Here is a 12719-nt window from a genome sequence, read left to right on the forward strand (position 1 = left end):
AATCGGCAATCGGCAATCGGCAATCGGCAATCGGCAATCGGCAATCGGCAATCGGCAATCGGCAATCGGCAATCGGCAATCGGCAATCGGCTTGAATTTTTGGCGACGCAAGGTCGTAAAGAAATCTGAATACTCGCGAGGCCATTCACCATTCACCATTCACGACATGCAGCTTTTTGCCAGCTTTCAGCTTATGTCTTTTCACTAATTTTCCAAAATGAAGAAACTACTCCTGTTATTACTGATCGCCCAGGCACATGCAACAATGGCCCAAACCATTGCGGTAAAACTGGCGAACGCTATAAAACAGTTTGAAGCCGATGCCCAGGTACAACATGGCATTATTAGTTTATATGTTGCCGATGCGCAAACAGGTAAAACAGTGTATGAACACAATGCACAAATAGGATTGGCGCCTGCCAGCACGCAAAAATTATTTACCAGTGCTGCCACCTTTGAATTACTGGGAAGTGATTACAGGTATAAAACTGTGGTGGGTTATGATGGAAATATTGAGGATGGTGTATTGAAAGGCAACCTGCATATCAATGGCAGCGGCGATCCAACATTGGGTAGCTGGCGATGGAACGATACCAAAGAAGATATTGTTCTAAAAAAGATCATTACCGCATTGCAAGATAAAAACATTACCAATATAAAGGGTGATGTATTATTCAATGACTCTGCATTTTCTATTCAACCCCTGCCCGGTGGCTGGATCTGGGATGATATAGGTAATTATTATGGCGCCGGCAGTTGGGCCATTAACTGGCACGAAAACCAATACGACCTGCATTTGCAGCCGGGAAAGAAAGAGGGTGATACCACGCAAATTGTAAAAGTAGCGCCTCAATTAAACGAAGCACACTTCATAAACACCATCACTACCGGTAAAAAAGGCAGTGGTGACAATGGTTATATTTATCTGGCGCCAAACTCGTCATTGGCATTTACACAGGGTACGGTGCCTTTACAAAACGAGCCCTTTGTTATTTCGGGTTCATTCGCCAATGCACCCGCACAGTTTTCCAGGGCCCTGGAACAATTGTTGTTGACGCAAAAGATAAACGTGGCTGGTGTGTTTGTAAGTTATTCAGCTATGAAAGCGGGTAAGTTGGCATGGCCTGCAATTCAAAAACCGCTTCTTACGCTTTTGTCGCCACCAATGGATAGCATCAATTACTGGTTTTTGCGAAAAAGCATTAATCTCTATGGTGAAGCATTGATAAAAACGCTGGCATTGGAGAAGAATGGCCTGGGCTCAACAGAGAAAGGTGTTGAGCTGGTACGTGAATTTTGGAAAGAGCGGGGCATCGATAAAGGCGCGGTGAACATCATTGATGGCAGTGGACTGAGTCCGCAGAACCGGGTAACTACGTTTGCCGAAGTGAAAGTATTGCAATATGCCAAAACCCGGCCCTGGTATAAAGCTTTTTACAATGCATTACCCGAATACAATGGAATGAAAATGAAAAGCGGCTCAATTGGTGGTGCGCGGGCCTTTGCGGGGTATCATACCGCTAAAGATGGCAGGCAATATGTATTCTCGATCATTGTAAATAACTATGAAGGTTCTTCCGGTGAAGTGGTGAAGAAGATGTATACGGTGCTTGATGTGCTGAAATAGGAGGAAGAGATTTTGAGATTTCGGAATTTAGAGATTTTGAGATTTATCGAAATGCTGAATTAAAAGAAATCTCAAAATCCCGAAATCTCAAAATCAGAAATTGTTTACTTCTTACTTCCGCGTCAAAACGTAAAAAAGGGTTTTAACTTATCATACAGTTGAACCGGCATCGTGGTCTTCTGCATACCACTGGCGGTAACAAAATATAAAACTACACGCCCTACGGTCAACAACTTTTTGTTTTCGTTATAAACTTCAGAGTGAAATTCAATTTTATGATCGGTGGGTAAATCTTTGAGGGTGGTCCTTATGGTAAGCAGGTCGTCGTAATGCGCGGTGCGTAAGTATTTGCAATGCATTTCAACAACGGGCATAATAACGCCCATAGCTTCCATATCCTTATACGTAAATCCCAACTGACGGATCGATTCTGCGCGGCCTACTTCAAAATACTGGGCATAATTGCCATAGTATACAACATTCATTTGGTCGGTTTCGGCATAACGAACACGGATCTGGGTTTCGGAGATGAACATGGTGAGTGGTGAATTGTGAATGGTGAGTTTATATAAAAGTTAAATGGTGAACAGTAGGAGTGTTGTGGTCAGTAGCGAGTTTGAATAATGGGTAACCCACTCACCACTGACCACTCACCACTGGCTATTTCCCCATCGCTCCATCAATGCTATACTTCCCGGGTCCCATTAACAAAATGCTAAAGAAACCGGCGAGGAAAAGAATGCCCTTTTCGGCTTCCTTTGAATACCCTTTATTCACCATGAATACGATCACGGCAAAAGTGATCACAACAGGTATAGCCATAATGCGGGTGAAAAGCCCCAAAATTATAAACACAGCACAAAACACTTCCGCAAACAATGCCAGCATCAGCGATGGCATATGACCCATATGAAATGGATCGGGGAACGAATTTTGTTGTTCTGCAAAATGCTTTAGTTTGTCAATTCCATGATTAACCAGCAACAATAGGCCGAAAGTAACCCGTATTACCAACACGGCAATATTGAATGAGGTTTCGGAACAGGCGGTACTCAATAGTCTTTTCATGAGTTCGTTTTTAGGTGGCTCAAAAATAATGTATTTGTTTTTTCACATTTCCTATTAAAAAGAATTGTTAATCCTGCTACTTATCCACATCTGTTTGGAACGATGTTTGGTTTAAGGTAAAATATTTAGAACCTTTACCTCGTATAATATATCACCTTAAGGACACTGGAATGAAAAAAACGACAGCCTTCATAACCCTTTTAGGTCTTTTTCAATTTTCATATGCTCAGCAAACCCGTGTTATAACTGATCCCCTGGCAACTTTCAAACACGCAAAAGAACTCTATCAGCGTGAACAATACAGTCTGGCATATCCTTTATTTAAGGAGCTGCAGTTGCAACAAACATCCATTGATCGTAGCAACCAGGCTGTATACTACCAGGAGGTTAAGTATTACTCCATCGTTTGTGCGCTGAAGCAAAATGAAGAGGCCGCTGTGTTAAAGGCACGAAAATTTATTGATCAGGAAGATAATACTGCCCGGGTACAGATGATGAGTTTTCACCTGGCCGAATATTATTTCCGCAAAGACGATCTGGCCGCTGCGGCCTCATTGTACGAAACCACTACCATAGCCAACCTCAGCAATCGTGAGATAGCCGATATGAAGTTTCATCAGGGCTATGTGTACTTTACTTTAAAACAATTCGATAAGGCCAAACCGAAATTTGATGCCATTCGGCAGGATAGCAAAGACCCCAACTATGCCGATGCCAATTACTACTATGGCTTTATTTGTTTTTACGAAAAGAAATACAGCGACGCACTGGCAGCCTTCTCCAAAGTAGAGGACCATCCCAACTATGGCCGGGTAGTGCCTTTTTATATTGCCGGTATTTATTACTCGCTGGGCCAAAAAGAAAAAGCCCTGCAGTATGCCGAAGCAAAACTTAAAAGAGGCAACCTGCATTACGATGTGCCAATGCGCCAAATGGTGGGTCATGCCTATTTTGAGAAAAAACAATTCGATAAAGCCCTGCCATACCTCGAAACATATGTAAGTAAAGCCGACAGTGTAAAACGCGAGGATATTTACGAGTTATCGTATTGTTACTATGATGCAAAGAACTGGAACAAAGCCATCAATGGCTTCAAACAAATAAGTGGTAAAGAAGATTCGCTGGCGCAGAACGCCATGTACCTGCTGGGCGATTCTTACTTAAGAACAGGACAAAAAGCCAATGCGCGTAATGCCTTTCTGATGTGCGCACGCAATAGCAGCAATGCAAAACAACAGGAAGTGTCGCAGTTCAATTATGCAAAACTGTCATATGAGCTCGGTTACCAGGATGTAGCCTTATCGGAGTTGCAGGAATTTTCAACCAAATACCCGCAATCTGAATACAGCAATGAAGCAAAGGAGCTGCTGGTAAATATGCTGGCCAGCACCAATAACTATAAAGATGCGTTGGCATTACTCGAAAGCCTGAAATCGCCATCGCCCAATGCACGGCGTTTATACCCGGTAGTATTGCTGGGCCGGGCCACCGAGTTAATAAATGATGGAATGCTGGTAACAGCCAACGATCTGCTTACCAAAGCAGAGAACGATGCCAACAATACCTCGGTATTACCACAGATCCAGTTTTGGAAAGGGGAGATCTCGTACCGGTTGAATAAAGTGGATGATGCCATCCGTTATTTCTTCGAATATCTGAAACACCCGGTTTCTTATATAGAGGTGAACCCAATGAATGCTCAATATAGTTTGGGTTATTGCTTTTTAAAACGGGAGAATTACAACCAGGCATTGGGCTTTTTCGAAAAAGTGGTTACCAATCCCAAGATCAACGCCAACCCATTGGAGCAGGACGCCTACGTTCGCAGCGCCGATTGTTATTATATGAACCGCGACTTTAAAAAAGCGCTGGCGATGTATGATAAAGTGATCGGTTATAGCTGGGCTTCAGGCGACTACGCCACTTTTCAAAAGGCTATGATCACGGGCGTTAGCAATGAAAAAGAAAAGATCACGCTGCTTTCAAGTATCAGCCGCCGTTATCCGCAATCGAATTTATCGGCAGATGCCAATATGGAAGTGGCCACTACTTATATTGCTGCAGAACAGTACCGCGAAGCCATTCCTTATTTGAAGAATGTGATCAGCGATCCGGTTTCATCATTGAAGCCAAAGGCTTATTTGAAAATGGGTATTGCTTACTACAACCTCAATAACGATAACGACGCGTTAAAACAATATTCGGCGGTATTACAACAGTTCCCCAATTCACCCGAGGCAGAAGCTGCACTCGAAAACGCCCGTATCATTTATGTAGAGGCAGGTAAAACCAGCGAATATGTAGCATTCGCCCGCTCAATGGGTAAGGAAATTACCACCAATCAGGAAGACGAGTTGATGTATCAGCAAGCCGAAGTACAATTCAACAATGGCAATTTCCCAACCGCTGCGAAAAAGTTTGAGGAATATCTTACCCGTTTCCCTGAGGGTAAATTTGCTCTGGAAGCATTGTATTACAAAAGCGAAATATATTATAACCAAAAAGACTGGACCAAATCTGCCGAAGGTTATGAAAAGCTAAGCGAGCTGGTGCCACATAAATTTGGTGAAAAATCATTGCTGAATGCTGCCAGGCTCAACTTCTTTGAGTTGAAGAATTATGAAAAAGCAGAGAAGTATTTTACGAAACTGAAAGATTTTGCAACCTCGCAGGAGAACAAGCTGGAAGCTATGCGTGGATTGTTGCGCAGCCAGTTTCAGTTACAAAAATGGAATGATGCTGTTACCAATGCCAAAGACCTGTTGAACCAGAAAGGTATTGGTGCCGATGATAAAGTATTAGCGAATATGGCCATCGCCAAATCATTCCAGGTTTCAAATCAGTGCGATCAGGCCATCACGTACTACCGCCAGGTTGTTGCATTGAATAAATCGGCTTATGGCGCCGAAGCCAGGTATGAAATTGCACATTGCTTATTTGTACAGGACCGCCTGCCTGATGCTGAAAAAGCGGCATTTGAGGTAGTGAACAAATCCGGTTCTTACGAAACCTGGGTAACAAAAGCCTACCTGTTACTGGGTGATGTTTACCTGAAACAAAAAGATTATTTCAACGCCAAGGCCACTTACCAAAGCATTGTAGATAATGCCAAGTTGGAAGATCTGCGTCAGGAAGCGGATAAAAAGTTGAAGGTGGCACAGGAGGAAGAAAAAAAGAATAGTAAGATAGGTGGTTAGTTGACGAGTTAACAGGTTAACAAGTTGACTAGTGAGTTGATAAGTTGATAAAGTTAATAGAGTTGATAAAGGGCTTATGTTTGGGGAAGGGGCCAGAGGCCAGTTTTCACGTTTTCACGATTAACGAATTCACGAACAAGTTTTCAGATGAATAAACAATTCAGAAAAACAGTTTTCTTTATCAGTGGATGCTTATTGGGGGCCGCAGTACATGCACAGGAGCCCAACAAAGGAAAAACCATTGATGTAACCTCTACATTTAAACCGGTATTACGGGAAGCATCAAAGATCAATTTCAATGCAACTGAGCCGGCGGTTGATACAACAAAGCCCAGGCTCAATTACAATATACCATCGCAGAACTTATTTTTTACCTATCAGCCGGCCGGCGTACACCCGGTGGCGTTGAGGGTTGATTCAATGAACGCCTGGCAATCGAGCAACTACATAAAAGCGGGTATTGGTAACATTCACCAGCCATATGTAAAAGCAGGCTTTAGTTTTGGCGATGGTAAGCAGACCTTCTTTAATCTTTTCGCCAATCACTATACCTCAAAAGGTGAACTGCCGTTTCAGAAGAACAGCCAAACCAGCGTGGCAGCTGCCGGTACTTACAAAACCACTAAGAACCTAGAGTGGAATGCCGGTTTGGGTTTCCGCAGCGATGATTATTATTTATATGGGTTTCAACCAGAAACATTACCATATTCAAAAGAAGACCTGAGGCAGCGTTTTCAAACCATTGAAGGAAAGATCGACTTCAGAAATTTAAGTCCAACCGAATATGGCCTTAATTACCACCCCAAAATAAAGGTGAGTTCGTTTAGCGATAAATGGGACCCCAAAGGAAGTGAGATCAATACCGTGGTAAACCTGCCATTGGAGAAAACGTTTGGCGATGATGAAAAATTCTCGTTCGACATTGGCGCCACGGCCGATCTTACCAATTATAAAAGAGAAGGCACCAACAAATTAGATATCAAGAACAACTTGTACCAGATCGCAACAGCGGTATCTGTAAAACTGGACAATTTCAATTTGCATGCGGGTATCCTTCCTTCGTGGGACCAGAAGAAGTTTCACATGTTGCCTAACGTAATGGCCGACATTAGCACCAACGACAAGCTTTTGACTTTGCAGTTGGGCTGGGTAGGATATTATAATAAGGGATCGTATCAGCGTTTTGCTTCTATCAATCCGTTCCTGGCACAACCCGATTCATTGTTGAACACCCGGGTTATTGATCTGTATGGTGGATTAAAAGGAACAATGGGTGACCACTTTACCTATTCTGCAAAGGTTGGCATTGTAACTTATCACAACATGCCGTTGTTTGTGAACGATTATACTATTGATGGAAAAACCTTCCAAATTCGCTATGAGCCCAAGATGAACGATCTGCAGCTGCACAGTGAGATAGGGTATACCGTTGGCGAAAAATTCAATGCATCGGCCGGGTTAACACTCAATAATTATTATAACCTTGAGCGTGAAAAGGAGGCCTATGGATTAATTCCTGTAGAACTGAATGCCGCCATTCGCTGGCAGCTGATCAAAGACCTGTTCTTTTATACTGAATTATGGACGTGGAACAAACCCCGGTACCTTGGTAAAGACGGCGATAGTTACAAAGGCGACAACGCATTTGACCTGAATGCCGGCGCCGAGTTCAAGATCACCAAAAACTTCAATTTGTGGGTTCAACTTAATAATTTGTTAAATGATAGATACCAGCGTTGGAACCAGTATGAAGTGTTTGGTTTCAGCATTATGGGTGGTATAACCTATTCATTTAATACTAAATAGGCTAAAGCTTAATAAACTATCCCCATTACCGGGCCCGGGGCCCGGCAATGGGGATAAAGGTTTTAACATGTTTGTGTTTCCATTACGGGAAAATTTTTGTTCTTTGCAGAAGTAAACAACGGACTATTATGAATAATGTGCTGGTAAGTTATTTGCTTCAACATAAAAGCATCAGTATTCCGGGGCTGGGTTCAATGTATATTGAACGTATTCCTGCGCAAACTGACTTTGTGAACCGTCGTATTCTTCCGCCCGATTACCATTTTCGTTTCGATAAATATTTTGACGCTCCGGATAAAGATTTTTTCACCTACCTGGCAAAACAGCAGAACATTGCCGATTATGAGGCCATCAAGTGGTACAACGAATGGGCCTATGAGCTGCGCAGTAAATTGCGTGAAGGGCAGATCATTGAATGGGCCGGAATAGGCACTTTAAAGAAAGACATATCAGGAGAAATTATATTTGAGTCGGCGGGGCGCATTCCCAGTTTACAGGAGCCAACACCGGCAAACCGTGTTATTCATACCCACACCCAGCATACCATGCTGGTGGGCGACCAGGAAGTGACCAGGAAGATCACCAATACCGAAACGAATACCCCAACCGTTTCAGATAACAATAATGTTGCATTTAATGAGGAGCAGGTACCTGATTATCCGCCATATCCCGAAGAACCACCCAAAAAACGGGGCTGGTGGATCTTTGCGCTGGTGATAGCCGCTTTGGCATTAACTGTAATATTTATGAGGGTGTATAAAAATGGCCTTACAACATCTGCCGCAGGAAACCAGCAGCGGATCAATGCAGCACCCTGATTTTTTTCTTTTAAACAACCCGATTCTTTCTTTTCTTTGCAGGTCATAATTACCTGATGTCATCACCTATTCATTATACTACCTGCCCGGCCTGCGATTCGTCAGACATTCATCGTGTATTGGCATCAAAGGATTATACGGTATCGCATAAAACGTTCGAAATTTGGGAATGTAAACGTTGTACTATGCGTTTTACCCAGGACGTACCCCCACAGAATGATATTGCCGCTTATTATCAGTCGGACAACTATATTTCACACAGCAATACCAATAAAGGATTGGTGAACAGGTTGTACCACCGGGTACGCGAACGTAGTTTGAAAAATAAAAGAAAACTTATACAGTCGTATAGCAATGCCGAAAGCGTGCCCCGCCTGCTCGATGTAGGATGTGGCATAGGCGCGTTTATGGATCATATGCGCCAACATGGTTGGGCGGTTGAAGGTGTTGAGCCCAGCGATAGCGCCCGAGATACGGCAGCCAAACAGTACGGACTGTACGTGTACCCGCCCGATAAGTTCTTCGATACTGCATTCGGCGATTTTGATATTATAACTATGTGGCATGTGCTGGAGCATGTGCACCTGTTGAATGAATATATGGACCGCCTGAAGGAATTGCTGCGCCCACAGGGCGTACTGTTCATTGCGGTGCCCAATTACACCAGCCTCGATGCTTCGAAGTATAAGGAGCATTGGGCGGCGTATGATGTTCCCCGCCACCTGTATCATTTCTCACCCGATTCAATGCGGTTACTGGTTGAAAAGCATGGCATGAAACTGAGGGCGGTAAAACCTATGTGGTTCGACAGCTTTTATGTAAGCATGTTAAGCGAAAAGTATAAAACCGGAAAAGACAGTGTGCTGAAGGGTGGATTTATGGGGTCGATATCTAATATCAATACGCTGTTCAATAAGGAACAATGTAGTTCGTTGATTTATGTTATTGGGAAGTAACAATGCTAACTATATAAGTAAAAAGCCCCCGGTAAATTCCAGGGGCTTCTTTATTTAAACTCGTCAACTAGTTAACTCGTGAACTCGTCAACTACTGCATTTTAATCTCGTATATATAAGGCCACCGTTTACCGGTTACCAGTATTTTATTACCAGCGCTATCAAAAGCAATCCCATTCAGCACATCGGCGCCGGGGCGAAGTGAAGAGGCTTCCTTTTGCAGGTTTTCCAAATTAAGCCGGCCAACGATCTTTCCGGTAGCAGGATCAATTTTCAGAATATACGGCGTTTCCCACTGGTTGGCATAAATGTACCCGTTAATATATTCCAGTTCATTGATATTGGGCACCGGGCCACTGTTATCGGTCACCCGCAGAATGTTCAATAATTTAAGTGAATCGGGGGTAAGGTAGTAAAGATTGCTGCTGCCATCGCTCATAATGAGGTTGGCAGAATCGTGCGTTAAACCCCAGCCTTCTTTAGCAGGTATTTTAAACTCCTTTATTTTTTTAAAGGTATTGGCGTCGTATACAAAACCAACCTGGCTCGTCCAGGTAAGCTGGTAAATTTTATCGTTAAACACCGTAATGCCTTCGCCAAAGTATTTCGTTTTATCCAGCTGCACTTTGGTGGCCACCTTACCGGTTTTAAGGTCGGCGATGCCAAATTCAGAAGGGTAGGGGCTTTCGTCGGCATTACCGCCTGAGCTTTCCAAAAGCTGTCCTTTATAAAATTCCAGCCCTTCGGTGAAATAGGATGTATCGTGCGGAAATTTATTTACTACAGCATATTGAATGGTAGGCGGGGGGGGGGCCGCACTATTGCCGGACGTATTGTCGGTAGTGTTTGTTCCAGATTCGTTACAGGCAGCCAGCGTGGTTAAGAGAACGATAGCTGCAAAAGGTACTTTCTTCTTCATAATCATAATAAAGGGAGTAAGCTGTCAAAAATACGATCGGAAAGATAAGTAAAGCCGGGCTAATAATTAATTTTAGGTTTAATTAAGGAATGACCATTAATGAAGTGAATGAAATACCGGCCCACCCTCACCAGGCCATTATATTTTGATTTGTATGAAGGTTCACTCTTTATGATCAGCTATATGCGGAATGCTATTTTAAAATATTATCCATAGCCCCGTTTATTTGTATCTCCCACAGTTATTTTTGCTTATATTGTTCTTTTATCTGAAATTAGAATTGCAATACAACCAGAACTTGCCATTTTGAATGATCCCAATCATATCAGATCGCTTCAACAGCGGATTGCTTTATATGAGGATATGCAGGCCTATCATGCCTTGTATGATCTTTTCTTCAATAATCTCCATCGTTTTTGTTTTTCCTTTGTAAAGTCGTCCGAAGCAGCAGAAGAAATTGTTTCCGATGTATTTATCAAATTATGGCAAATCAGGAACAAACTGCCGGAGATAGATAACCTGAAAGTGTATCTGTACCAGATCGCTAAAAATTTCTGCCTGAATTATATTACCCGCCATTTTAAGAATCCTGTATCGAGCCTCGATGAAATGGACCTTGAAACAGTTATCAGTGTCGATAACCCCGAGGAAATGTGCATCTCGGCCGATATCATCAATACCATCCATCAAACCATTAAACAGTTGCCACCGCAATGCCGGCTTATTTTTCAAATGGTAAAAGAAGATGGCATGCGTTATAAAGAAGTGGCCGACATTCTTCAACTCTCCGTTCTTACCGTACGCAACCAGGTGGCCATTGCTGTTCGCAAAGTTGCTGAGTCTTTACCTGCGTCTATTAGTTTACAATATAATCTTAAAGGTATTAAGTAACAGGTTGATAAGTTGATAAAGTTGAAAAGTTGATAAAGGAAAAACAACCCAAGTCGCAAAGTAGTCGCGAGTCACGAAATTAGGCCTTTTTCAACTTTATCACCTCCATCAACTTTTCAGCTTCCTCGTCAACTCGTTCCCGATTGCATCGGGATTAACCCGTCAACTTTTTTTTCACTCCCTTTGGTACATATTCATCAAACATCTTGTCTTAGCAGAACCATGAACCAAGAAAGAACCTGGTATCTGTTAAGTGTACAGCTTTCAGGCGAAGCTACGCCTGAAGAACTGGAAGAATTGAGCACCTTATTAAAGCAGCAGCCCGAACTGGGATTGCGTGCCGATATTATCCGTAATCTCTGGAACGGCACCGTGGGCCGCAAGGGAAAGCCGGTGGCAGTCAGTCATTTCGACAAACACCTGCAACGCCTTAGCAATCACCTGGCGCAGCCTGCCTTGCAGTTTGATGATGAGCTTGTTGATAGTGATGCGCCGCAATTGGAGATGGCGCCATCGCGTAACCGCTTGCGCTGGCTTTGGGTGGGCGCCGCAGTGGCCGCATCGGTACTGGTTGTATTCCTGGTTTTTTCGCCCACAAAGAAAACAGAAAGTAAACCGGTGGCAAGTAACACTATTAGTACCCGGCCGGGGTCAAAATCAAAAGTAGAGTTGCCCGATGGTACCCAGGTTTGGCTGAATGCCGATAGTAAATTAACCTATGCACAGAATTTTATTGGTAATACCCGCGAAGTGACCCTTACCGGTGAGGCTTTTTTTGATGTAGCGCATATCAATTCTATTGAAACCGGGCAAAAGATCCCATTCATTATTCATACCAACTCAATTGATATAAAAGTATTGGGTACTGCTTTCAATGTACGTTCGTACCCGGGCGAAAAAACAATAGAAACGGCGCTCATTCGCGGCTCGGTAGAAGTTACCCTGCATAACAGTGCCGATAAGAAAATAGTGTTGAAGCCCGATGAAAAGCTGGTTGTAAAGAACGATAACGCCGTTGTTGTAAGTAATAAACCCGCATTGGCCGAGAGTGCAGATAACGAGCCCATGATGACGTTAAGCAAAATACACCGCTATAAAGGAGATACCACTGCTCATTATGAAACCCTATGGGTAAAAAATAAACTGGCTTTCGAAAATGAGACCTTCGATCGAATGCTGCCCGAACTGGAAAGATGGTACAATGTTTCTATAGTGCTTAAAAACGAAACCCTGAAAGGACTGCATTTTACCGGTGTTTTTGAAAATAAATCACTGGCCGATGTAATGGATGCGCTTAGCCTGGCGCGCGGTTTTCATTATGAGATCAAAGGCGCAGAAGTGACCATTTGGTAAAGTACGAGTACTCTATATAAGTTGATAACGATTGTGTAACCAAAACGATTTGCATGAAAATAACCTGACATCTCTAAAAACAAA

The 12719-nt window shown here is 43.1% G+C and carries 11 protein-coding genes; 8 read left to right on the plus strand and 3 right to left on the minus strand.

Annotation, left to right across the window (positions count from 1 at the left end; all coding sequences use genetic code 11):
- Both GGD38_RS28285 and dacB read left to right on the plus strand, forming a co-directional pair.
- The coding region (locus GGD38_RS28285; RefSeq protein ID WP_375303914.1) for a hypothetical protein at positions 1 to 208 on the plus strand (208 nt) is incomplete at its 5' end.
- A gap of 9 nt (positions 209 to 217) precedes the next feature.
- Positions 218 to 1627, plus strand: a complete 1410-nt coding sequence (gene dacB, locus GGD38_RS28290) for a D-alanyl-D-alanine carboxypeptidase/D-alanyl-D-alanine-endopeptidase (RefSeq protein WP_375302898.1) — start codon at positions 218 to 220, stop codon at positions 1625 to 1627.
- A gap of 122 nt (positions 1628 to 1749) precedes the next feature.
- Here dacB and GGD38_RS28295 read toward each other — a convergent pair whose 3' ends face one another.
- Positions 1750 to 2163: an acyl-CoA thioesterase gene (locus GGD38_RS28295; protein WP_375302897.1), complete on the minus strand. Its 414-nt coding sequence runs from the start codon at positions 2161 to 2163 to the stop codon at positions 1750 to 1752.
- A gap of 124 nt (positions 2164 to 2287) precedes the next feature.
- Complete coding sequence (locus tag GGD38_RS28300) at positions 2288 to 2695, minus strand: DoxX family protein (protein ID WP_375302896.1); 408 nt, start codon at positions 2693 to 2695, stop codon at positions 2288 to 2290.
- A gap of 170 nt (positions 2696 to 2865) precedes the next feature.
- Between GGD38_RS28300 and GGD38_RS28305 the strand changes: the two genes are divergently transcribed.
- The 4 genes from GGD38_RS28305 to GGD38_RS28320 all read left to right on the plus strand — a co-directional run bounded on the left by GGD38_RS28305 (position 2866) and on the right by GGD38_RS28320 (position 9472).
- Entirely contained in the window at positions 2866 to 5892 is a 3027-nt protein-coding gene (locus GGD38_RS28305) for a tetratricopeptide repeat protein (protein WP_375302895.1), read from the plus strand.
- A 147-nt stretch (positions 5893 to 6039) separates the two neighbouring features.
- The gene (locus tag GGD38_RS28310; RefSeq protein WP_375302894.1) at positions 6040 to 7698 is read left to right on the plus strand and encodes a hypothetical protein; all 1659 of its coding nucleotides are present in this window, start codon (positions 6040 to 6042) and stop codon (positions 7696 to 7698) included.
- A 128-nt stretch (positions 7699 to 7826) separates the two neighbouring features.
- Positions 7827 to 8516 (plus strand): hypothetical protein, encoded by a 690-nt coding sequence (locus GGD38_RS28315; RefSeq protein ID WP_375302893.1) that lies wholly within the window; start codon positions 7827 to 7829, stop codon positions 8514 to 8516.
- 56 nt (positions 8517 to 8572) lie between these two features.
- Entirely contained in the window at positions 8573 to 9472 is a 900-nt protein-coding gene (locus GGD38_RS28320; protein WP_375302892.1) for a class I SAM-dependent methyltransferase, read from the plus strand.
- Between the two features lie 91 nt (positions 9473 to 9563).
- Here the strand turns inward: GGD38_RS28320 and GGD38_RS28325 are convergent, their stop codons facing one another.
- Positions 9564 to 10391 carry a glutaminyl-peptide cyclotransferase gene (locus tag GGD38_RS28325; RefSeq protein WP_375302891.1) on the minus strand — a complete coding sequence of 276 codons (828 nt, stop codon included), beginning with the start codon at positions 10389 to 10391 and terminating at the stop codon, positions 9564 to 9566.
- A 306-nt stretch (positions 10392 to 10697) separates the two neighbouring features.
- On the opposite strand from GGD38_RS28325, the gene GGD38_RS28330 reads away from it, so the two are divergent.
- On the plus strand, positions 10698 to 11282 hold the full coding sequence (locus tag GGD38_RS28330; RefSeq protein ID WP_375302890.1) for an RNA polymerase sigma-70 factor: 585 nt from the start codon (positions 10698 to 10700) through the stop codon (positions 11280 to 11282).
- Positions 11283 to 11504: 222 nt separating this feature from the next.
- Positions 11505 to 12635 (plus strand): FecR family protein, encoded by a 1131-nt coding sequence (locus GGD38_RS28335; RefSeq protein ID WP_375302889.1) that lies wholly within the window; start codon positions 11505 to 11507, stop codon positions 12633 to 12635.
- The last annotated feature ends 84 nt before the right edge of the window (positions 12636 to 12719 follow it).

The sequence above is a fragment of the Niastella sp. OAS944 genome, assembly GCA_024809215.1.
GTDB lineage: Bacteria > Bacteroidota > Bacteroidia > Chitinophagales > Chitinophagaceae > Niastella.